At 66.6% G+C, this 21,306-nt stretch carries 17 protein-coding genes, 1 tRNA gene and 3 pseudogenes; 7 read left to right on the top strand and 14 right to left on the bottom strand.

Annotated elements, in window-relative coordinates:
* Positions 1-192: pseudogene (locus tag ASD47_RS26990) on the top strand (IclR family transcriptional regulator); the annotation flags it as partial.
* An 87-nt stretch (positions 193-279) separates the two neighbouring features.
* On the opposite strand, the gene ASD47_RS07235 reads toward ASD47_RS26990, so the two are convergent.
* The 8 genes from ASD47_RS07235 to ASD47_RS07200 all read right to left on the bottom strand — a co-directional run bounded on the left by ASD47_RS07235 (position 280) and on the right by ASD47_RS07200 (position 12,645).
* Positions 280-1,500, bottom strand: coding sequence for a non-reducing end alpha-L-arabinofuranosidase family hydrolase (locus ASD47_RS07235; RefSeq protein ID WP_082564508.1), 1,221 nt, complete (start codon positions 1,498-1,500; stop codon positions 280-282).
* A complete protein-coding gene (locus ASD47_RS07230) occupies positions 1,412-2,605 on the bottom strand; it encodes an acyltransferase (protein ID WP_056753646.1) in 1,194 nt (397 codons plus the stop codon). The genes ASD47_RS07235 and ASD47_RS07230 overlap by 89 nt, the downstream gene beginning before the upstream one ends.
* A gap of 113 nt (positions 2,606-2,718) precedes the next feature.
* Positions 2,719-4,599 carry a glycoside hydrolase family 97 protein gene (locus ASD47_RS07225; RefSeq protein ID WP_082564507.1) on the bottom strand — a complete coding sequence of 627 codons (1,881 nt, stop codon included), beginning with the start codon at positions 4,597-4,599 and terminating at the stop codon, positions 2,719-2,721.
* A gap of 63 nt (positions 4,600-4,662) precedes the next feature.
* Complete coding sequence (locus ASD47_RS07220) at positions 4,663-6,741, bottom strand: beta-galactosidase (protein ID WP_056753642.1); 2,079 nt, start codon at positions 6,739-6,741, stop codon at positions 4,663-4,665.
* A gap of 54 nt (positions 6,742-6,795) precedes the next feature.
* Positions 6,796-8,370, bottom strand: coding sequence for an alpha-L-fucosidase (locus ASD47_RS07215; RefSeq protein ID WP_056753692.1), 1,575 nt, complete (start codon positions 8,368-8,370; stop codon positions 6,796-6,798).
* A gap of 39 nt (positions 8,371-8,409) precedes the next feature.
* Entirely contained in the window at positions 8,410-9,408 is a 999-nt protein-coding gene (locus tag ASD47_RS07210; RefSeq protein ID WP_235525813.1) for an alpha/beta hydrolase family protein, read from the bottom strand.
* Between the two features lie 114 nt (positions 9,409-9,522).
* Positions 9,523-11,205 carry a DUF5597 domain-containing protein gene (locus ASD47_RS07205; RefSeq protein ID WP_056753637.1) on the bottom strand — a complete coding sequence of 561 codons (1,683 nt, stop codon included), beginning with the start codon at positions 11,203-11,205 and terminating at the stop codon, positions 9,523-9,525.
* Positions 11,206-12,303: 1,098 nt separating this feature from the next.
* Positions 12,304-12,645 carry an autotransporter domain-containing protein gene (locus ASD47_RS07200; RefSeq protein WP_056753634.1) on the bottom strand — a complete coding sequence of 114 codons (342 nt, stop codon included), beginning with the start codon at positions 12,643-12,645 and terminating at the stop codon, positions 12,304-12,306.
* 163 nt (positions 12,646-12,808) lie between these two features.
* Between ASD47_RS07200 and ASD47_RS26035 the strand changes: the two are divergent.
* The 4 genes and pseudogenes from ASD47_RS26035 to ASD47_RS26560 form a co-directional block, all read left to right on the top strand.
* Positions 12,809-12,991, top strand: a pseudogene (locus tag ASD47_RS26035) (hypothetical protein); the annotation flags it as partial.
* A 180-nt stretch (positions 12,992-13,171) separates the two neighbouring features.
* Positions 13,172-15,517 (top strand): glycoside hydrolase N-terminal domain-containing protein, encoded by a 2,346-nt coding sequence (locus ASD47_RS07195; RefSeq protein ID WP_056753631.1) that lies wholly within the window; start codon positions 13,172-13,174, stop codon positions 15,515-15,517.
* A gap of 129 nt (positions 15,518-15,646) precedes the next feature.
* Positions 15,647-16,174: pseudogene (locus ASD47_RS28150) on the top strand (type IIL restriction-modification enzyme MmeI); the annotation flags it as partial.
* Between the two features lie 34 nt (positions 16,175-16,208).
* Positions 16,209-16,373 (top strand): hypothetical protein, encoded by a 165-nt coding sequence (locus ASD47_RS26560; protein ID WP_156402148.1) that lies wholly within the window; start codon positions 16,209-16,211, stop codon positions 16,371-16,373.
* On the opposite strand, the gene ASD47_RS26555 is transcribed toward ASD47_RS26560, so the two are convergent.
* From ASD47_RS26555 to ASD47_RS07180, 4 genes are all read right to left on the bottom strand, one after another.
* The gene (locus ASD47_RS26555; protein WP_156402147.1) at positions 16,331-16,576 is read right to left on the bottom strand and encodes a hypothetical protein; all 246 of its coding nucleotides are present in this window, start codon (positions 16,574-16,576) and stop codon (positions 16,331-16,333) included. The genes ASD47_RS26560 and ASD47_RS26555 overlap by 43 nt on opposite strands.
* Before the next feature lie 161 nt (positions 16,577-16,737).
* Complete coding sequence (locus ASD47_RS07190; RefSeq protein WP_156402146.1) at positions 16,738-17,775, bottom strand: hypothetical protein; 1,038 nt, start codon at positions 17,773-17,775, stop codon at positions 16,738-16,740.
* A gap of 55 nt (positions 17,776-17,830) precedes the next feature.
* Positions 17,831-18,433, bottom strand: coding sequence for an N-6 DNA methylase (locus ASD47_RS07185; RefSeq protein ID WP_082564506.1), 603 nt, complete (start codon positions 18,431-18,433; stop codon positions 17,831-17,833).
* A 265-nt stretch (positions 18,434-18,698) separates the two neighbouring features.
* A tRNA-Arg gene (locus tag ASD47_RS07180) sits at positions 18,699-18,775 on the bottom strand.
* A 313-nt stretch (positions 18,776-19,088) separates the two neighbouring features.
* Between ASD47_RS07180 and ASD47_RS07175 the strand changes: the two genes are divergently transcribed.
* Together ASD47_RS07175 and ASD47_RS07170 are read left to right on the top strand one after the other, a co-directional pair.
* Positions 19,089-20,276, top strand: a complete 1,188-nt coding sequence (locus ASD47_RS07175; RefSeq protein WP_056753623.1) for a sensor histidine kinase — start codon at positions 19,089-19,091, stop codon at positions 20,274-20,276.
* Entirely contained in the window at positions 20,273-20,641 is a 369-nt protein-coding gene (locus tag ASD47_RS07170) for a response regulator (protein ID WP_056753620.1), read from the top strand. The genes ASD47_RS07175 and ASD47_RS07170 overlap by 4 nt, the downstream gene beginning before the upstream one ends.
* Positions 20,642-20,677: 36 nt before the next feature.
* Here ASD47_RS07170 and ASD47_RS27480 read toward each other — a convergent pair whose 3' ends face one another.
* Both ASD47_RS27480 and ASD47_RS27475 read right to left on the bottom strand, forming a co-directional pair.
* On the bottom strand, positions 20,678-20,890 hold the full coding sequence (locus ASD47_RS27480) for a helix-turn-helix transcriptional regulator (RefSeq protein ID WP_056753618.1): 213 nt from the start codon (positions 20,888-20,890) through the stop codon (positions 20,678-20,680).
* Complete coding sequence (locus tag ASD47_RS27475; RefSeq protein ID WP_056753615.1) at positions 20,887-21,291, bottom strand: hypothetical protein; 405 nt, start codon at positions 21,289-21,291, stop codon at positions 20,887-20,889. Before ASD47_RS27475 ends, ASD47_RS27480 begins: the two co-directional genes overlap by 4 nt.
* Positions 21,292-21,306: the final 15 nt, after the last annotated feature.

The following is a 21,306-nucleotide window of genomic DNA, read 5'->3' as shown; positions in this document are numbered from 1 at the left end:
TGGCGCGCCGAAAGCGACCTGGCGCCGAACATCACCGACGTCTCCGCGCCCATCATGGCCGACGGCGCGGCCATCGCGGCCCTGACCATGCCCTACATCTGCAAGCGTGGCGTGCGGCCGGTGGAAGAGACCATCGCCGAGGTCCAGGCCACCGCCGCGGCCATCTCCCGCGAGATCCAGGGCGTCGCCTGAAACACCCCCGACCGGCCGGACGTGGCCCAGCCGGTCCAGATCAGATCCGCTGAGCCGACCGCCGCCGACCGGCTCAGCGGATCCAGGTCATTTCACCGGCGTCCGGCACAGCCGGCTGATGGGATTGGGTCCCGTCGCCGTCAGGAGGGCCAGATTGTAGGGCAGGTTGATGTAGTCCGTGCCCGGCGGGTGGGACGCCAGGCCTTGATAGAGAAACCGCAGAGGCTTGCACGGATCGATGGTCAGGGTCTGGTCATGGCCGCTGCGCACGAGCTCGCCGTGGGAAACGCCTTCGGACCAGGCCGGTCCATCGAAGGTGACATTGTCCGAGCCCGCGAACGAATTCGAAGCGCTGTCGGCGAGCGGGCGCCATTCGCCGTCGAGCCGGTCGCTGATCCACGAGCGGAAGTAGCGCCCCCGCGGGCTGATGGCCTCGATGGCGGTGAGATAGGTGTTCGTGCCCGCGATCTTGTAGTGCATGCTGGCTTCGAAGATGTCGTCGCGAGCGCCGGTCAGGACCATCTTGGTGTCCGCGAAGCCCTCGGGAAAGCGGCCGATGGGCGTCTGCGACCGGTACAGGTGGCCGTTGTCGTCCGTGTTGAACAGATGGCAATTGACGTCGTCGCAGATGACCCAGAAATCGAGCCACGACGCCTCGCCCGCGGCGTTTTTGACGGCCGCCGGCGTTTCCGCGAAGAAGGGTTTCGGCGCGCTCCAGGACATCGGGTCTTCGATGTTCGCCGTTGTCGAATAGAGGGGCGGCCCGCCCTGATAGACCAGGTACCAAAGCTTTTGCGGCGCGAAGTAGAAGACCTGCGGGGCCGCGCGATAGCCCGGGCCAATACCGGATGGCTTCAAGCTGACGACCTTGGCCTTGGGCGCCTCGGACCAGTCCTTGAAGCGGGCGTACGCCATGTTCCACCCGTCCGAAGCGGCCGTGGTCATGAAGACGTGATAGGCCCCGTTGAAATAGACGACCGAAGAGTCCTTGAGGCCGGAATAGGCCTGAGCGCCCGCGTTCGAGGGGGTGATCAAGGGCGCGGACGAGCGCCATTCGAACCGCCCCTTCGTACCCGCGCCGGCCTGAGCCTGTGTCGCACCGGCCGCGGAGAAAGCGCCGAGAAAGGCGGCCGCGACGCATGCCCAGGTCCGGTATTTGGTGATCGCCACGATGTCAGTCCTGTTTGAAATTGAAAGTAAGTTGGATGTGAGGGGAGGATCAGTTCGGCGTCCGCAAGCGAGGCCCGGCCAGCAGCTTGCCGCCCAGCCAGCGCCGAGCCGGTTCGTCGTAGAATTTGAGGCAGGCATAGGCGATCGTGACCGCGGCCACGAACACCCCCGCCCCGACCAGGGCGCCCTGGGCCGGGGGGACCTTCTTGTCCACCACCCAGCCGGTGTAGATGTAGATCAGCGGGTAGTGGGTGATGTAGAGCGGATAGGACAGGTCGCCGAAGAAGCGGGCGATCCGCACCGACGGGCCGTCCGCGTCCTTTTCGCCAGCGCCGATGAGGACGATCAGCGGAAACAGCACGATCACGCACAGCGCTTCGTAGAGGCCGTTGACCCACAGTCGCTCGGTCCCGCCGAACCGCGGCAGCGCCAGCGCCGCGACCAGCAGCAGGCTGCAGACGGCGAAGGCGCCGCCGACCTTGATCCGCCGGCCCAGCCGCATCAGCAGTACGCCGGCCAGGAACGGGAACAGCACGCGCGTGAGACCAATGCGGACGCCGCTGGCGTCCAGGGCCCAGCCGCCGATGACGTCGCCGCGCGGACCAAGCACCAGCAGGTGGACGAGCGCCAGGGCCGCGAGCCCCACCAGGACCCCGAGCACGCGATTGGACAGCTTCCGCAGTCCCGTCGCGTAGAGAATGTTGGCGACATATTCGTAGAACAGCGACCAGGCCGGGCCGTTCAGCGGATAGATCTCGGTCCATCCGCGGATCTCGGCCGACGGCGTCAGCGGGATCATCAGGCAGCCCAGCAGCATGACCGCCACGATCTGCAAGGCCGAGGCCGCTTCCAGCTTGGGAAAGATGGAGAAGTGCTGGAAGGCGACCAGGGCCGCGCCGATCAGGCTGCCCATGACGATCATCGGCTGCAGCCGGACCAGGCGGCGCTTGTAGAACCCCCATGGGCTCATGCCCGCCGCCCAGCGGTCGTCATAGGCGTAGGCGACCACGAAGCCCGACAGCAGGAAGAAGAAATCCACCGCCAGATAGCCGTGGTTGATGATCTGCCTCTGCGGACTGCCCCCCGCATAGGCTTCGAACAGATGGAAGACGACCACCATCAGGGACGCGACGCCGCGCAGGCCGTCCAGCACGGCGTAGTGGCTCTTGGCGGGCGTGGCCGCGTCGGTCGAGGTCGCCGCGTCCGACGAAGGTTTGGCGAGCAACGAGGTTTGCTGAGTCATGGCCTTCCCAAGGCGGCGCGCCGGTGGCGCTGAACGGCGGTTGTCGATCTCGCCGACGCTGTCGGCGGCGGCGTCCCCCTTCGATCTGAACCAGACGAAGGGGGAGCCAAGCTCTAGTGAACCGGCTTGATGGCGATGGCGGCGCCGCCCCCCGCGCTCAGGGGAATATCGAGGACGTCGCGGCTGGAAACCGATTTGACGACATGCTCGACGTCATTGGGCCCAGCGCCGTCCCGCCAGATCTCGGCCTTGAACGTTCCCGCCCCCAGGAAGGCCAGCGGTATGGCGACGGCCCGGGCCTGTTCGTTGGTCATGGCCCCGACGTACCAGGTCTCGCCCTTGCGCCGCGCCAGCACGACGTGGCTTTCCGGCGTTCCGTCGACGAACCGCGTCTCGTCCCAGGCGGTCGGAACCGCCTTGAGGAAGTCGAAGCCCGGCGCGTTCTCATAGGCGGCGGGGTCGTCGGAGACCATCTGCAGCGGGCTGTCGAACACCACGTACTGGGCCAGGGCCTGGCCGCGCGTCGTGCGGGTCATCGGCATGACCTCCCGGGCGACATAGGTCTGCGGCGTGGTGTTGCGGAAGCCGCCCGGCGTGTAGTCCATGGGGCCCAGCAGCATGCGGGTATAGGCCAGCTTGACGTTGTGCCCGGGCGTGACCGGTCCCCACGGGAACTTGTTGTATTCCAGGCCCAGCACCCCTTCCTGGGTGATGTAGTTGGGATAGGTGCGCGCCAGGCCGGCCGGCGGAAAGGCGCCGTGCATGTCCAGCAGCAGATGGCGCTTGGCGGTCTCCCGGGCCAGGCGGACATAGAACTGGACCATCTCCTGGTCGTCCCGCTCCATGAAGTCGACCTTCACGCCCTTGATCCCCCAGCGCTGGTAGGTGTCGAGGACCTCCGCCATCCTGGGTTCGACATGCTTCCAGTGCGCCCACAGAATGAGCCCCACGCCCTTTGAGTCCGCATATTTCACGAGGGCCGGCATATCGACCGCCGGGTTGCTCTGGGTGATGTCGGTCTTCGGGTCCGCGTCGCAGCAGGGCGTGGCGTTGAGGGGCCATCCCGCGTCGATCAGAAAATAGGGAAAGCCGGACTCGGCCGCGAAATCGATGAAGCGGCGGAACCGCTCCGTGGTCGGCTTCTCGCCCGCGGTCGGTCCGGACCACCAGTCCCAGGCCGCCTTTCCGGGCCTCACCCACGAAAAATCGCCGCTGGCCTGGGTCGCCAGGTTTCCGATCAGGGGCGACTCGATCAGGTCGCCCGCACGGTCGCCCATCATGATCACCCGCCAGGCGCTCGTCAGGCCGGCGGCGGACTTGATCGCCACATCCTTTTCGCCGGGAAGCGGCGTCACCCGGACCTTCAGCCCGCCATCGACCGGGACCAGGCCTGAGCTCGCATAGGCGTCTATGCCCGACTGCGCGATCGCATAGTGGGTGCGACCGGAGGCGGACGAACAGACCACGGGAACGTCATAGAGCTTGGCGCGGTCCAGTTCCGAGATCTTCTTCAGGGCCCATGTGTTCTCATGGGAGCCCCCATATTCGCTGACTTCGCAGGCCGGGTCGTTCGGAAGACGGTACGCCGTCTTTTCTGCCTTCAGCACCACCGGCGCGTCCTTCGGCAACAGGTAGCGGAACGCGACCCCTTCATTGGCGGCGCGCGCTTCCACCGACAGCGTGCGACGCGCGCCGGTCTTTTCGCGGAAGGTGACGACGACGCCGTTGTACACGTCGCGCGCCGTCTTGGACTTCGTCGCCGTCAGCGGAATCTCGCGCCGCTGGCTCTGCTTTTTGACGTCGACGACCTCCAGGTCCGAGAAGTCGGCCGCGTTCGCCAGTTCCAGGCCCATCGGGGACGCCGCAACGATCGGCTCGCCCTTGCGCTGGACCGAATAGCTGGCCCCGTCGGCGGCGATCCTGATCTCGGCGCTCTTGTCCGGCGACGCCACGATGATTTGCGAGGCAGCAAGCGCCATCACGATATTGAACACTGGAGGACTCCCTTGGAGTGCGAATTCGAAAGCTGAGACGGCGATGGGTCGCCGACGACGCCGCTACTGCAGCAACTCGACGCCGTAGGGTTTGAGGTCGATCTTTCCCGCATAGGTCTGGTGCGTGAGCGCGCTCGATCTGGAGCCTGAGAAGGTCACGGTCGCGGGGGCGTTGTTGGTGTTCACGTACATCGTCCGCCCCTCGACCACGCGCGCGACGACGCCCTTCGGCGTCTCCGGGCCGCGCTCGATTCCGAGCTTGGGATAGAGCGACCGCAGCAAGGGACCGATCAGGCCGGGCTGGGCCGCGGTGGCGAGATAGATGGCCTGGCCCTTGCCGAAGTGGTTGATCGAAACGGCGGCGCTCTTCTCCGGCGTGTTCTCGAACACCGCCAGGGGCTTGGCGGCGCCAAGCTCGAGCACTTCATAGTAGCTGTCGCCGCCGGTCAGGGTTTCGCCGTTGAACCGGACCTTCAGCGGCTCCCAATGCCGATAGAAGGCGTTGGTGCGCAGGCCGAACACGTCGGCCAGGCGTCCCGGCAACGGCGTCTCGAACCATTTGCCCGTTTCGTCGACCTTCGCCGAATAGCCCGTCATGACGACCGTGCCGCCATCGGCGACGTATTTGCGGACCGCCGCGGCGGTCTGGGCGTCCATCACATAGGCGCTCGACAACACGATCAGCTTGTACTTGTCGAGCCGGTCGTGTCCGAAGTCGATCACCGCCGCGTCGATATTGTCCTCGAACAGCGGCTGGTAGGCGGCCTTCACCTGCTCGGTGTAGTTGCCCTTGAAGTACTCCTGAATCGTGTTGGGACCTGGAGGCGGATTGGTCAGCCACATCGTGTCGAACGAATAGTTCACCGCGACCTGGGGCTGGCGGTCGCGCGGGAAGCCGAGGGTCTTGAGGGTCTGGAACTCGCTGGCGATCCGCCCGAACTCGTCGACCTTCCAGGACGGGCGGCCGTCATGATCGACCAGGCCGAACAGCGCCTGCTCCTCGCCGCCGATATGGGAATTGAACGTCCAGGCCAGGAAGGTCTGGCCATAGTAGAGCAGCCCGAAATAGGCCCACATGCGCGATCGTCCAGGATCGCCATAGAAGCCGCCGCCGCCGGCCGTGAATTCGTTGAACCAGACCGGCGTCTCGTGCGCGGCCCTGTTCATCATGACCTCGAAGCCCGCGCCCAGCGCGTCGCCGGGATAGAAGCCCTGGGCGCCATAGGTCGAGACCTGGTCCCATGACCGCAGATAGTCGAAGCCCTTGGTCCCGGCGGTCGGCCAGAAATTCGACGCCACGGGAAGGTCGGGGGCGTACTGCTTGCGCGCGGACTCCAGGTCCTTGAGCGCGCCGATCGCGTCGTCGGACCAGTACCGGCGCAGGTCCAGATAGCGCTCGTTGGGCCCAGGGCCGCGGATATAGGGCAGGTCGACCTGGTCCCAGCTGGTGATCCGGCGCGACCAGCGCTGCGTCGCCCAGGCCTTGTTGAGGGCTTCGATCGTCCCGTATTTCTTCTGCAGCCAGGCCACGAAGCGCTCGCGATCCGCGGCGGAATAGGAGACCTGGCCGTTGCCGATCTCGTTGTCGTATCCGACGGCGATCACCGCGGGATTGTGGGCGTAGCGCTCCATCATCTTCTGCCCGAGCCGCTTGGCCAGGCGGCGGTAATCGGGGTCGCTGATGTTGTCCCAGTAGCGCGTCGCCGCGTTCAGCCTAACGCCGTCCTGGTTGATCAGGTCGACGCCGGGATAGCGCTTGTGCAGCCAGATCGGGGCCGGCTGGCCCGGAATGTCGACGATCACCCTGATCCCGGCCGCGTGCATCTGGGCGATCACCTGGTCGAACCATTCGAAGGTGAAGCGGCCTTCCTCCGGCTCGAAGGAGTCCCACGATAGGTCGCCCATGCGGACCAGGTTGAACCCGGCCGCCTTCATGATCGCGATGTCCTGGCGGATCTGCTCGGGCGATCGGTCGATGGGCTGGTAGCAGGCGCCGACGAACAGTTGGCCCTTGCCCGGCCAGTCGGGATGGCCCGCCGCGCTTTGCGCCCGGGCGGGCGACGGCTGGACGACCGGCGAGAGGCCGGTCGCCAGCATCAGCGCCAGGGTGACGCCGGCCAAGCGGGCGGGGCGATGTCCCATGAATCTCAAGTCCTGGTCGGGTTGTGGAATGGCCGTGACGCGCCGTTCGGCGCCTCAGGCGAAGCTGATCTTGAAGACGCTGGCATGCCGCGTCGCCGCGCGCGCCGGGACGTCGATCGACAGCGCGGCGGGGCCCTGGCGGAACTTGAGCGGCCCGCGGACACTCAGCATCTCCACCCGCCGGACGCGCCGACGCTCATGGGGATTGTTCGCGGCCAGCGCCGTGATCTCGGTGGACCCCGACGGCTCTCCCAGCGTGATCGCGTAGAGCGTATCGCCCTTGGTCGTGAACCTGATGTCCCGCGCGGTGTAGGCCGCACCCTCCTGGAACGCGCCGCTCGCGGCTTCGGTCGGCCCCTCGCCGAACAGCTTCCACGGCCGCGTCCCGTGGATGGCTTCGGCGTTCACCGCCATCCACGGCGCCAGCTCTTCCAGCAGAAGCTGCGACTCCGGCGGCAGGCTGCCGTCCGGATACAGCACGACGTTCAGCAGCAGGTTGCCGTTCTTGCTGACGATGTCGGCCAGCATGGCGATCACTTCCGACGTGGTCTTGTATTTGAAGCCGTCGCTGTAGAACCAGTCGCCGTTGGAGGTGTCGGTCTGCCACGGCAGCGGATTGATGCCGTTCAGGACCCCGCGCTCGACGTCCTGGACCGCCCATTCCTTGTGGAATTCGCCCGAACCCAGGTCCTTGCAATTGTACACGGCCTCGAGCTTGCCGCCGCGGGCGATGCTGCTGTTGTACATGTGCGCGACCAGGCTTCGCCCGACCACGCCGAACGGCAGCCCGCCGTCCGAGTACAGCAAGTCCGGCTCGTAGGTGTCGAGCAGGTCACGGATGCGGTCGAACCAGATCTGATGGAACCTCGGATCCTTGGTGTACCAGGTGTCGCCGCTGCCCCGGTAAGGCTCGTTGTGCGGCGGGTGGTAGAGGTCGGCGTACCGCGGGTCGGCGCCGTCGTAGGCCACGCCGTTCTCGGGCCAGGTCTGGTTGTAGAGATGGCTGGGGTGATACCAGTTATGGCTGGCCCCCAGGTGCTCCGACACCCCGAACCGCAGCTTGCGCTTGCGGGCGGCCGCCTTCCACGCGCCGACGATGTCGCGCTTGGGCCCCATGGCCGCGGCGTTCCAGCGGTGGTGCTTGGAGTTCCAGAGGTCGAAGTTGTCGTGGTGCACGCCCATGCTGACGAAGTACTTGGCGCCGGCGGCGGCGTACTTGTCCATCAGCGCTTCGGGATCGAACTTCTCCGCCGTCCACAGCGGAATGATGTCCTTGTAGCCGACCTTGGAAGGCTGGCCGTAGGTCTTCAGGTGATGGTCGTAGTGCGGATGGCCGGGAACGTACATGTACCGGGCATACCAGTCGCCCTGACGCGGCACGGCCTGCGGCCCCCAGTGCGCCCAGATCCCGAACTTGGCGTCACGGAACCAGTCCGGCGCTTGATAGGTCTTCAGGGAGCCGGGTTCCGGACCGAACGGGCCCTTGGTGATCGGCAGCCGATAGTCCGGCGCCGGCAGCTTGGCGCAGGCGTCCGCGGACGGCGCGTCCTTGGCCTGGGCGGCTCCGGCCAGGCCCAGCGCCGCCAGCGCCGGGACGCCCAGGAAGGTTCGCTTGTTCAAGGTCACCATGTTCACTCCCCAAGGTTCTCAACTGTTCGCAAGGCGGTTCTATTGGCCGTCCGAATGAAGCACGCGCCCGAAGAACGGGAGCACGTTGCTCTGGAAGCGGCTGGCGACGGCGCTGCCGTGATCGCCGCTGTAGATCTCGAAGGTGTTCCTGACGCCGAACGCCTCCATGCGCTCGTGCAGGGCCGCGGCGTCGACGCGCAGCCCGTCCCGATCGCCCACGTCGATGGCGATCGCCTGGTAGCGCCTGAGGTTAAAGACGTACTGGTCCAGCATGCTCAGGGGCGCGTTGGCGGCCCAGCGGGCCAGCACCGACCGGTCTTCGACGCCGTTCGATGTCGGCAGATCGACATAGAAGGGCGGCTTCTTCGGGTTTGGCGACCAGGCGGCGGCGACCGCGAAGGTGGCGCGCGGGAGGAAGTCGAGCCTGGCCGCCGCCTCCCGGGTCGTGACGCCCTCGACCACCGCGGCGGTCTCCGCGGGCGGCGCCTCTCGGGCCGAAAGGCAGCAGGGGCTCATGATGTACAGGGCGCCGAAGGTCTCGGGATATTTCATGCCGATCCGCGCGACGCCGTAGCCGCCCATCGAGTGGCCGGCCAGGCCGCGGCTCCGGCGATCGGGAAGGGTGCGGTAGTGAGCGTCGACATAGGCGACCAGGTCGCGGGTCAGGAACCCTTCCCAGTCGCCCGTCGTCACCGAGCTCGAATACATCGAGCCATTGTGCAGGGTCTGGGTGTCGGGCAGGACGACGATCATGCCGGGCGCGCCCGCGGCGAAGGCGCTCTCGGCGGTCCGCGGGGTCTGGAGCAATCCCGCGAACCCGTCGGCGGTCAGGCCGTAGCCATGCAGCGCATAGACGACCGGATAGCGGCGCGCCTTGTCGGCGGCGTAGCCGGGCGGGAGATAGACCACGACGTCCCGGTCGGGCGACTCGCCTTCGAGATTGCCCTCCAGGGCCGCGCCGTGGACCTTGATGCGCTCGACGGTCACGGCCTTGGCGCTCGCCGTCACCGGCGCCGCGGCCGCCAACAGAATGGCCATCGCCATGGAAGCCCAAACCGCCTTCATCTGTCTCCCCGCCTCCTTCATGGGTGGAAGCCCAAACCGCTTCACCGCTTGTGCTTCTCGCGCCCCTGTTCAGGGCTTCGCCGAGGGTCAGTTCGGATTGCCGACCGGAATGATCGCCGCGCCCTGGGCGGCCCCGAACTTGATCCGCAGGACCTGCTGGCGATCGACGAGGTTGAGGCCATTGTCGGTCTGGTCGCCGTTCCAGACCCGCCGGAAGATCCATTTCCCGTTCTCGAACCGACCCTCCTCGACGCGGAGCATCTGGCCGCTTTCGGGCTTGGACGGCTCGAACTTCACGCGGGTGTTGAAACCGGTCAGCAGGTAGTCGCCCGGTCCCAGCTCGGCGATCGCGGCGCCGCCCACGGGCTGGGGATTGCCGGTCGGCTTGTCCCCGCCGAACTGCCATTGGCCGAAGGTGGCGATGGCGCGATAGGGGCCGAGCTCCATCACCTGGGTGTGGTTGGCCTTGGGGTCGGTGGGCTCGGAGACGCCCCAGGTCTTGCCCGCGAACGCCAGGGCCGCCCACTCGCGCGCCATCGGCTCGAACAGGGTGTAGTTGCGGGCGAACAGCTTGGCCTTGGACTCGTCGAAGTCCTTGGCCCCGAGCGGGTAGTTGAAATAGCCGGTGTCGTCCATGCCGAACGGCGAGAACCCGATCGCGCCCTTGCCGATGGTCGCGAAGAAATAGCGCGCGAACTCGGTGTCGTTGCCGGTTTCAGGCACGAAGAGCGCGTTGTCGGGCCTGGCGTAGAAGTCCAGATAGGCCAGGTACGCCGCATGGTCGCGGACATAGATGTCGGGCGCGACCAGGTCGATCGACGGCGCGGCGGCCTTGTAGACATCGATCACGTGATGCACGGGGCCGCCGCTGGCGTAGGTCGTGGCCGGCTGCCGGCCGAACGCCGAGGCCAGGGCGGCGTTCATGTACATCGGCAGCGGCTTGACCGCCTTGCCGGCCTTGGCGATCTCCTCGACATAGGCGGCGATCGACCAGGCGTTGAAATATTCGTCGGCGTCGGTCCCGAACACGGCCTTCCAGCTTCCCGGCGACTTGCCTAGGCGCTTGAGCAGGGCGGCCGGAACGGGGCCGTCGAACAGCTTCTGGGCCGCGGGCGAGAAGTCCCGGACGCTGCCGTAGGAACCGACCTCGTTTTCCGGCTGGATCATGATGATCGTGTTCTGCGGGTCGATCTGGCGGATATGCTCCATCAGCTTGACGAAGGCGCGCTTGTCGGCCTCCAGGGTGGTGCGGCTATGCGGCGACAGCACATAGTGGGGCTGGCCGCTGGCGGTGATCATCCGCGGGAAGCGCTTGCCGTCCAGCTTGACCCATTCCGGGGTGTAGCTGGGCCCGGTGTTCTTCCAGGTGCCGAACCATAGCAGCACCAGCCGCACCTTGTTGGCGCGGGCCTGCTCCACCAGCGTGTCGACGAACGAGAAGTCGAACTGACCCTCGACGGGCTCGATCTGCTCCCAGGCGACCGGGACCTCGACGGTGTTGGCGTGGATGCGCTTGATCGTCGGCCAGACCTCCGGAAGCATGTCCGGATAGTTGCTGCTGTTGTTGACCTGGGCGCCCAGCATCAGGAACGGCGCGCCGTCGACGAACAGGGCGTGACGGCCGTCACGCGTCACGATGCGCGGAAGGGGATTGGCCTGCGGCGTTTCGGCGGCCGTCGCCGCCCCGCCGGCGAGGGCCAGGACCAACACCGCCAAGCCGGCTGTGACACGCGGCGTCCGGCGCCGGCAGGACGAATTCCAGAGGGTCATAACAACTCCATGCCGCTGGGGCGGCGAGATCGACGCTAGGGGGCAGGGCGGTGTCGTCGGGCGGTGTTCAGTCACGTTCATCGACGACCGCTGCGGCAAAGCATTTTCCATCCCTCCCATCGCCCGCCAGGGGTTCGCCGCTCTCTGGGCGGCGCTTAGCGCACAGACCGGCCATGGAATGGCAACGCTGTCATCGCATTTATCGACGTACCTCATCGCCGCAAATTAGCAAGTTAATTCCTCAGACAAATGTGCTCAGGATTCCGGGTTGGGACCCAACGTCGCTGACACCGGTGGCGCCCCGCGGGCACCGTAGTTCTGACCGGAGCAGGTTTGGAAAGACGCGCTCGCCAATTGGATATTTGAAACTGTTCCATTTAACCGATGGCGCCGAAAAGTTGTCTAGGTGGTCAGCGGTCAGGTCAGTCCGAGTTCGAAAGAAAAGGATAAATCAGACAATTAACGCGACAAGCGCGCTCACGCCGCAGCCCTTGACGTTCCGCGCCGGCGTTCGATGGACTGTCCCAGCTTTCAGGCGACGCTCTTGCGGCCTGCCGTCGACGGACGCCACCAAGTCGACTTGGCGCCAGATTATTCGGGAATTTTACTGATGCAACTATTTTTATATCTGGCGCCTCCGCTCGGCGATGTCCCCCGCCGCCACGCTGCACAGGCACCTGTTCGCGCCGATCGGCAGGCGTGACGGCGCCCAACCTTATCTCCGCGGCAGGCGACGCCCCGATCACTAGCGCGGAGGTCCTGCCGAAACCGTCGGTCGCGACCTCCTGCTCCCGAGACGCGGCGGCGCTGCTGCGGTGAGCGCCTGCGGTCCCGTCGGGCCTCCGGATTGAGCGCCGCCAGATCAACCACGTTTCTTCTGACCTGAGAAACACCCCCGGCGCAGGCTGGGGATGTCCTGACCGCGTCGGGATACGGCCGGCTCCTGCATCGTCCCCCAATGTCGGGGAGCCGGCCACCTTCTGCCCACGAACAGCATGGCAGGGCGGCCGTGCGCGATGCGGGCGCCTTGTCCCCCAGCAACCCGGGAAGGTCCCGGAACGTCGGATCGTCGCCAACGCGGAGGGGCGGTAAGCCGCGTCAGAACCGGAGGCTCACGCCGCCGCGCAGCGACTGGTCGGTGGACCTGTCGGCGAACTGGCCGTCGTAGGACAGGCTCAGGCGCAGGCGCGCGGAAACTTCCGCCGAGAGGCCGACCTCGACCATCAGGGCGTCTTTCTCGATGGGCAGGCCGGTGACCGTGAAGGCCGGGCCGCCCGCGGTGAAGGCCGCCGTCGCGGTCGGGTCTACGTCGCCCGAGGCATGGCGCCAGGCCAGGGTTCCCCGCCCGGTCAGGGCCCGGCCCGGCCCGAGGTCGAAGTCGGACGCCAGGACGGCGAACAGATCATGGCCGACCCCGCCGATCTCGAAGTCGAAGATCACGTCGGCGCCCGAACGGGAGTCGAAGGCGAAAACGTCGGCTCAGGTTTTGCGGTGCTGCATCTTCAGATTGTGCGTTTATCGGCCGCCTGAGGACGGCGCACGGATCCGTTGAATTCAAAGGGGCGGCGCAATTCGCCAAGTTAACGCCCCGACCTAAGAGCGTTCGCGGATCGAGCGCTTCGCGACCGACGTCCAGCGGCGCGTCCCGGCCGGCAACGGCTATGCCAACCGCTCGATGACCCGCGCCGTGGTCGACGTCCAGCCGTTCGGCGGCCGAGCGGTCGAGCGGGCGCTCAGCATCAGCACCACCACCCGGGGCGGGGATCCGGCGCTGCTGAACCCGTAGGCGTGACGCGTTCGCCGGCTTGCCCACGCGGCCAAGCCGGCGAAACGCCCCGCTGAAAGAGGCCCGGCGGCGCGATCATGGGTGAAACAAATTTCACTCTTGCAAACAATACCGCTCCCATGGATAGACATTTCCGGCTCAATCCGTCCAAACGAGGCGGACGACCGGGGAGTGACAGCCATGACCAACCCGACCCGCCGCGCCGTTTTCCTGGCGGGCTCGGCCATGGCCGCCTTGCCCGGCATGGCCCAAACGACTCCACTAGAAGCCGCCACGGGCCTGCGCCTCTGGTACCGGCAACCGGCCAGGGAATGGGTCGAGGCCCTGCCCGTGGGCTCGGGCCGGCTGGGCGCGATGGTGTTTGGCGGGACCGCCGTCGAGCAACTGCAGCTCAACGAGAGCACCCTGTGGGGCGGCGGCCCCTATGACCCGGTCAATCCCCAGGCGGCGGGCGCCTTGCCGGAAATCCGCCGGCTGATCGACGCGGGCCAGTACGCCGACGCCTCGGCCCTGGCCGCCGCCAAGTTCATGGCCACGCCGCTCTGGCAGATGCCCTACCAGACCCTGGGCGCGCTGAAACTGTCGTTCCCGGGCCTGCCGGACGCCGGCGAAGGCTATGTCCGCGACCTCGACCTCGACGCGGCCACAGCTCGGACGCGCTTTTCGCACGGCGGCGTGGCCTTCGCGCGGGAGGTCATCGCCAGCGCGCCCGACCAGGTGATCGCCGTGCGGCTGTCGGCCGACAAGATGGGCGCGATCTCGGTGGACCTGGCCTTCGACAGCCCCCTGAAGCCGACGGTCGCGGCGGAGGGCGGCGACACCCTGGTGCTCAGCGGCCGCAACGCCGGCCAGCACGGGATCGCGAGCGCCCTGACGGTGGACTGCCGGGTCAAGGTCGTCGCCAAGGGCGGCAAGGTTCTGGCCCAGGACCAGGGCCTGTCCGTGCGCGGCGCGGACGAGGTGCTGCTGCTGATCGTCGCCGGCACCAGCTATCGCCGCTTCGACGACGTCTCGGGCGATCCCGCCGCCGACAACCGTGCGCGGCTGGCCCGCGTCGCGCGCAAGCCGTGGCCTGTCCTGCTGGCCGACCATCAGGCCGACCATCGCCGCCTGTTTCGCAAGGTGGCCGTGGATTTCGGGACGACGGGCGCGGCCTTGCGGCCGACCGACGAGCGCATCCGCCTGTCGCCGACCACCGACGACCCGGCGCTCGCGGCCCTCTATTTCCAGTACGGCCGCTATCTGCTGATCGCCTGCTCGCGCCGCGGCGGCCAGCCGGCCAACCTGCAGGGCCTGTGGAACGACAGCATGAACCCGCCCTGGGGCAGCAAGTTCACGATCAACATCAATACCGAGATGAACTACTGGCCCGCCGAGCCCACCGGCCTGGCCGAATGCGTCAAGCCCCTGGTCGAGATGGTCCGCGACCTTTCGGTCACCGGCGCGCGAACGGCCAAGGCGATGTACGGCGCGCGCGGCTGGGTCGCCCACCACAACACCGACCTTTGGCGGGCGACGGCGCCGATCGACGGCGCGGAATACGGCGTCTGGCCGACCGGCGGCGCGTGGCTGTGCAAGCACCTGTGGGACCACTACGACTACGGCCGCGACACGGCCTATCTGGCCGACGTCTATCCGCTGATGAAGGGCGCGGTGCTGTTCTTCCTCGACGCCCTGGTGGTCGATCCCAAGTCCGGCCGGCTGGTGACCAATCCGTCGATCTCGCCGGAGAACAACCACGGCCGCGGGTCGGCCCTGGTCGCGGGTCCGACCATGGACGAGGCCATCCTTCGCGACCTGTTCGACAACTGCATCGCCGCCGCGCGGATCCTCGGGCGCGATGCGCCGCTGGCGGCGGAATTCGCGGCGACGCGCGACAGGCTGGCCCCCTACAGGATCGGCAAGGAGGGCCAGCTTCAGGAATGGCAGGAGGACTGGGACGCCGGCGCCATGGACATCCATCACCGCCACGTCTCGCACCTCTACGGCCTGTTCCCGTCCGACCAGATCGCCTTGGACCTGACGCCCGATCTCGCGGCGGCGGCCCGCAAGACGCTGGAGACCCGCGGTGACCTTTCCACCGGCTGGGCCATCGCCTGGCGGCTGAACCTGTGGGCCAGGCTGGGCCAGGGCGACCACGCCCATGGCATCCTCAAGCTGCTGCTGAGTCCCGAGCGCACCTATCCCAACATGTTCGACGCCCATCCGCCGTTCCAGATCGACGGCAATTTCGGCGGGACCAGCGGCATGACCGAGATGATCCTGCAGAGCCGCAACGGCGCGGTGCACCTGTTGCCGGCCCTGCCTTCGGCCTGGCCGAACGGCAAGCTGACGGGCCTGCGGGCGCGCGGCGGCCTGGGCGTCGACGTGTGGTGGAAGGACGGGAAGCTGCTGCGGGCCCGGCTGACGGCGGACAAGCCCGGCCGCCACATGGTGCGCGTCGCGGGGCGATCGTTCGTCGCGGACATGCGACCGGGCGAGAGGATCGAGCTGGTGATGCGGGACGATCAATTGCGACGCGGCTAAAGCCCCCAGCGGTGAAGGTTCTTTCTGCAATCGACCCTGATGGGCCGGTCGCCGTGGACAGATCGCCCATCTTCCCTCGAAGGCGCGTGATCTCTGTTACGCGGTCTTCGAGAGGCGCTCTATGCATCGATGGCCAGCGCCTGGCTGGACGACTTCATGGCGCGCCTGGCGTCCCCGCCCTACGCGACGCCCCTGAAGGATGAAAAGGGACAAGCGCAGGTCTTTTGTGAGCGGCTGTTTCAGGCTTTCGGGCACAAAGGGTATCTCGAAGCAGGGGCAGTCCTGGAGGATCGCGTCACCAAAAAAGGCGGCAAGGGCAAGAAATTCATCGACCTAATTTGGAAGCCTGTATGCCTCATTGAGATGAAAAGTGCGGGGCAAAAGCTCAATCTACATTATCAACAGGCCTTTGACTATTGGATCGCAGCCGTCCCAAACCGTCCCCGGTACGTCATTTTATGCAATTTTAGAGAGTTTTGGATCTACAATTTCGACAAGCAACCAGATGAACCTGTCGATCTGGTTACGCTAGACGAATTGCCGCATCGCTACACGGCCCTAAACTTCCTATTTCCTGACAGCCCGAAGCCAGTCTTCAACAACGACCGTGAAGAAGTTTCACGTGAGGCCGCCGATCAGATGGCGGAACTGTACCGGCGCCTGGTAAGCCGCCCTGCGAACAAGGTCTCGCATGAACAAGCGCAGCGTTTCGTTCTCCACCCACCGCAACCGCGTCGTCGCTGCCGAGGCTGTGATCCGCGATCGGTTGCTGAAGGCCGGCCTTGTCTATGGCGCGCTCGACGAGCCGTACGCTCAAATGTGCTTGGCCGAGGTCGTGGTCGGGGACGACGAGTGACCGCCCGGCGGCTCGACGACATCATGGACGCCATTGAGCGGGTCCTGCGCGCTGAGACCGCAGACTTGCGCGAGCTGGCGAGGCTCGCGGGTGCCGATCCGCGCAGCTTCTACATCGGTACCAAGCTCGATGGCGCGGATCTGCGCGGTCAGAATTTGCGCGGCATGCTCCTGCCCAACCTCAATCTTGACCACGTGCGGCATGACTCTGAGACCTTGATCGATCCCGACCAACTTGTGGCGTCGGTCAATCGTGCGGCCGGATCCGTTTTTATTGCGTCGCCGCTCATGGCGAATGGCCCCCTAGTCGGCTTTTTAGCCGGCTTCGGTGCCAAGGTATTCCATCCCAATCAGATCGAAGAATTTCAGGCTTCACTTGGGCCGCGCGCGTCGGGCATCGCTTTAGCCTGGGCCGAAGAACTCCTCTCGTCCCGCTCGCCTCTAGACCAGCTGGAGCGACTAGGTGGCCAACTGATCCATGTCGTGATCGGTAGGCATACCGCAGGACTTCGGGAGCAGTGGCGAAGGTCATGGCCGTCGGCAACAGTGGTCTTTTGTGCAAATTCGCAGAGATCTGGCAAGGTGCTTGCGGGGCGGTCCAAGGCGGACGTGCGAAGCCTCTGCTCGCTGTTGCTTGGGCATTGGGATGAGGCAGCCCGGAATTCGTCGCCGTTCTCGACCAGATGACGATGACCTAGCTCCCACATCAGCTGTTTGTAGAAGTCGGCGACCGACAACTCCGTCAGAGCAAAAAGGGCTTTGGCGGACAGGCTTTCCTCACCACCAGATTTCAGCAGGTTAGCCAGATAGGGCTTGTCGCGAACATCGGAATCCAGACGGGATTTCAGGATACGGCTCATCTCCACTGGTCCTTCCTGCTGAGGGCCGGCGGAAGCCGGCGCCCAATCATTCTCCGCGGTCGTGGCCCGCAGCCGCAACTCCGCGAGCGTCGTTCGGCTCAACCCCTCCAGCGCATTTTTGGCGAGTTCGCCGCGAAACGCCTGCGACAGCAACGTTTCCCTCAACCTCTCAAGGTTGTCGAGCGCCTGCATCGCGATCCTCGTTAGCGCATCGATGCGGCCGAGCGATTCATGCAGAATTCGGACGATTTCATGCTGCTCCTCGATCGATGGCAGCGGGAGCTTGTGGTCGATGACGTCGGCTTGCCGGATCTTCCAGATGCCCGCCGTCGTCCTCGCTTTGCGTTCTATCCGGCGCCGGACCTGAGGCGCGTTCCAGACGAACGCCAACCAAGCCGAGTCAGCGCGCGTCGGATCAGGCCGCAACCGAAAGGCGGTGTCCGGATAGATGGTCAGCTCACGCGGTGCCTCCATCAGCGATGCACGCCCCACCAGAGCCTTGGTTCCGTTGCCGCGACTGACGAGAATATCACCGCTCGCCAACTCATATCGCGCGGCTTGTGTCGGCGAAATGGGAAGATATCGAACGTCGTCCAGGTCAACCCGCGTTGATCGTAAAGCGCTGAGGCGCAAGGCGCGAACGCCCGGCGGCGTGTCCTGTCCCCGAGACTAGGAAGCCGCCGGTGCCCGCTGCTGGATCTTGTATGACCTCACCCGGTGCCGGGCGCATCAGCTCAACCAGGCAATCGACCAGGGCGCGCGGCGTGAAGTACTGGCCCGCGCCCGCTCGCCCCTCCGAGCTTTCGCGGAGGAGATATTCGTAAACGTCGCCGAACCGATCCGCCCCCACAGCGTGCCAGTCGAGTTCGTCCATCGACCGGAACACCTTCGCGAGGTTTTCGTCGTGAGAGAAGACCGTGGTCGGGAAGGCGAAGATGCGGCTGATCTCGCTGTTGCCGACGTCCTCACCAAGGCTAGTCAGCATTTTGCGATAGAAGCTCAGCATCCCTGAGCCGGCGTGAGCACGCAGGTCGCTCCATCGGCAGCCCTCGGGAAGCTCGTCCTCGGTGTCCGTCTCCTCCGCGATCTTGAGGAAGAGCAGATAACTCAACTCGGCCATATACTTATGGTAGACGATGCCGTCGTCTCGCAGAACGTGGCAGAGGCTCCATAGCTTCGCTCCGAATTCTGCTGTTTTCACGCGCTGCGTCTCTAGCTGCTAATCCCGAGCCTATTTGGCCCATCGCAGACGCGCTGCAAAGGGACGACTGCTGCAAGACCGCCTCTACGGTACGGCGTAACTCCTCTTACGCTCCAGACGGTCGCGTCTGCAGCCTGTGGTATGCTGGCTGTGGACGCCTTTGACATCCTATTTGGATGGCCAGGAAAGCCACCTGCGACCGCCTCGCATTATTGACGGTCTTAAGTTGCAAATGGGTACGCGTTAAGTTGCAACGACACTTAAATGGCGGCCCGGAAGGGACTCGAACCCCTGACCTTCGCTTTAGGAAAGCGCTGCTCTATCCTGCTGAGCTACCGGGCCGCGTTGCGCGCGCCAGGGTGCATAGCGCAAGTTTCCCGGCGTGCGAACCCCGGACGACGGCGGTCGTGTGGGCTGGTGGAGCCGTGTTCGTAAGATCGGTGGGATCGCGACCGATTGTCGCGCACGCCGGCCCGGGGCTCCGGGGTCTCGCGCCTTGAAGTCGTTGAGAATCTTGCCGCGTCGGTCGGGCGCCAGTCATGGCGGGCGCCTCGCGCATAGCCGCGAGCGACGAGCATTAAGCCTATGCTCCACCTTGCCGCGACCCCTGCGGGTGCTAGGGTCGCGCGGGACACGGACATCGGGACAACCAAGAGTGCTAAACGTCGCGAACGCCGAGCGTTCGGAACAGGCGGATCACGCCGCCCTGATCACGCTGGTCGAGACCATCGAGGCGCTGTCGGCCACGCGCACGATCGAGGAGGTCGCCGCGGTGGTCCGCTCGGCCGCCCGGCGCATGTCCGGCGCCGACGGCGTCTGCTTCGTCCTGCGCGACGGCGACCAGTGCTGGTACCTGGACGAAGACGCCATTGGCCCGATGTGGAAGGGCCAGCGCTTTCCGATGAGCGCCTGCATCTCCGGCTGGGCCATGCTGCACGGCCAGACGGTGGTGGTCCCCGACATCTACGCCGACGATCGCATCCCGCACGACGCCTACCGCCCGACCTTCGTCAAGAGCCTGGTGATGACGCCGGTGCGCCCCAAGGACCCGATCGCCGCGATCGGGGCCTACTGGGCGGTGGGCCAAACGCCCTCGCCGGACACGGTGATCCGGCTGGAGGCCATGGCCCGGGCCACGGCGGCGGCCATCGAGAACGCCAGGCTTTACGCCTCGCTGAACGAGGCCCTGGAGCGCCGCACCTTCCTGCTGCGCGAGCTGGACCACCGAGTGAAGAACACCCTGGCCTCCGTGCAGTCGATCGCCCGCCAGACCCTGCGCGCCGCCCCTACGCCCGCCGATTTCGCCGAGTCGTTCGAGTCGCGGCTGATGGGTCTGTCTCGGGCCCACGAGCTGCTGACACGCCAAGCCTGGGGGCGCACCGACCTGCGCGACGTGCTGGAGGCGGCGCTGCAGCCGTTCGGCGGCCTGGCCGACCCGCGCTTCACCGCCCGCGGTCCCGCCATCGCCCTAACCGCCGAGACGGCGGTGGCCCTGCACATGACCCTGCACGAACTGATGGTCAACGCCGCCAAGCACGGGGCGCTGACCTCGGCCAGCGGTCAGGTCACGGTGGTCTGGCGGATCGAGGAGGTCGAGGGTGATGGCGAGGGCGGGGGCGGGGCCGGTCCCAGCCTGGTGCTCGAATGGGTCGAGCGCGGCGGTCCGCCGGTGTTCGTGCCCAAGCGCCAGGGGTTCGGCACCAAGCTGCTGGAGCGCGGCGTCGCCCGCGACCTGGGCGGCGAGGCCAGGCTGACCTACCAGCCCAAGGGCCTGAGCTACGCCCTGCGCGCGCCGCTGTCGGACCGGATCGCGGCGGCCACGGCGCCGAGGGCGCTGGCATGACCGCGCCCCGCATCATGATCGTCGAGGACGAGGCCCTGGTGGCCCTGATGGTCGAGGACCTGCTGACCGACATCGGCTGCCGGATCTCCGGCTCGTTCGGCGCGGTCGACGAGGCCCTGGACTATCTGAAGGACGCGGCCGCCCCGCCGCCGGCCCTGGACGGCGCGGTGCTGGACGTCAATGTCGGCGGGACCATGGTCTTTCCGGTGGCCGAACGGCTGCGGGCGGCCGGCATCCCCTTCGTGTTCGCCACCGGCTACGGCGCCTTGCCCCGCAAGGGTTTCGAGGACGTCCTGGTGTTGAACAAGCCGATCGACCCGGTCCTGCTGGAGGGCGCGGTCAAGGGGTTCGGCCAGGCGGCGTGAGCCGCCGTCCTTCGTCCACGAAGGTGGGGTTGAGCGTCAATCCTCGCCGCCCGCCACGAACGGGTTGAAGAAGATCTGCTCGACCGGCAGCTCGAACAGGGCGGCCAGACGGTAGGCCAGCGGCAGCGAGGGATCGTACTTGTCGGCCTCGATCGCGTTGATCGTCTGGCGGGAAGCGTCCACCCGATCGGCCAGTTCGCCCTGGCTCCAGCCCCGCGCCAGGCGGGCCTCGCGCAGCCGGTTCTTCACGAGGCCTTGGGCCGGCGCATCGCCCACCAGCCCAGCCAGCAGACGCCATAGGCCGCGACCTGGGCCAGGAAGACCAGGGCCGCGCCCTGGAACAAGGGGGCTCGGACGCCGCTCGCGGCGATGGCCGCCAGCAGCGCCACGCCGCCGCCGAACGACGCGCCCCAGTACCAGGCGGTCAGGTGGGCGTCGCGCGCCATGTGGTCCAACCGTCGCCACCAGGGCGTTGTGGCCAGCAGCGCCGCGCCCGTCAGGGCGGCGCAGGCCAACACGATCACGACCAGCGGAACGCGGCCCTGGCCGGCGACGATGACCACGCCGCTGGCCAGCCCGACGACCAGCGCGGCCAGGAGCGCCGCCCCCCCGGCCTTCCAGATCTTCTTCTGATGTCGCTCGACAGCCATGTCGGCCTCCTCGTT

It is taken from the genome of Caulobacter sp. Root1472, from assembly GCF_001426985.1.
GTDB classification, from domain to species: Bacteria; Pseudomonadota; Alphaproteobacteria; order Caulobacterales; family Caulobacteraceae; genus Caulobacter; species Caulobacter rhizosphaerae.
The sequence above is the reverse complement of the archived record's forward strand: the minus strand, read 5'-3'. Positions and strand labels throughout refer to the sequence as shown.

What these genes read in the sequence shown, in the direction of transcription:
- ASD47_RS07195 (WP_056753631.1), top strand. Translation starts at nt 13,172, where the DNA reads ATGACCAACCCGACCCGCCGCGCCGTTTTCCTGGCGGGCTCGGCCATG.
- ASD47_RS07210 (WP_235525813.1), bottom strand. Translation starts at nt 9,408, where the DNA reads ATGGCCATTCTGTTGGCGGCCGCGGCGCCGGTGACGGCGAGCGCCAAG.
- ASD47_RS07235 (WP_082564508.1), bottom strand. Translation starts at nt 1,500, where the DNA reads ATGCCTGCCTCAAATTCTACGACGAACCGGCTCGGCGCTGGCTGGGCG.
- ASD47_RS26560 (WP_156402148.1), top strand. Translation starts at nt 16,209, where the DNA reads ATGAACAAGCGCAGCGTTTCGTTCTCCACCCACCGCAACCGCGTCGTC.
- ASD47_RS07170 (WP_056753620.1), top strand. Translation starts at nt 20,273, where the DNA reads ATGACCGCGCCCCGCATCATGATCGTCGAGGACGAGGCCCTGGTGGCC.
- ASD47_RS27475 (WP_056753615.1), bottom strand. Translation starts at nt 21,291, where the DNA reads ATGGCTGTCGAGCGACATCAGAAGAAGATCTGGAAGGCCGGGGGGGCG.
- ASD47_RS07215 (WP_056753692.1), bottom strand. Translation starts at nt 8,370, where the DNA reads ATGGTGACCTTGAACAAGCGAACCTTCCTGGGCGTCCCGGCGCTGGCG.
- ASD47_RS07205 (WP_056753637.1), bottom strand. Translation starts at nt 11,205, where the DNA reads ATGACCCTCTGGAATTCGTCCTGCCGGCGCCGGACGCCGCGTGTCACA.
- ASD47_RS07230 (WP_056753646.1), bottom strand. Translation starts at nt 2,605, where the DNA reads ATGACTCAGCAAACCTCGTTGCTCGCCAAACCTTCGTCGGACGCGGCG.
- ASD47_RS07220 (WP_056753642.1), bottom strand. Translation starts at nt 6,741, where the DNA reads ATGGGACATCGCCCCGCCCGCTTGGCCGGCGTCACCCTGGCGCTGATG.
- ASD47_RS26555 (WP_156402147.1), bottom strand. Translation starts at nt 16,576, where the DNA reads ATGCCGCACGTGGTCAAGATTGAGGTTGGGCAGGAGCATGCCGCGCAA.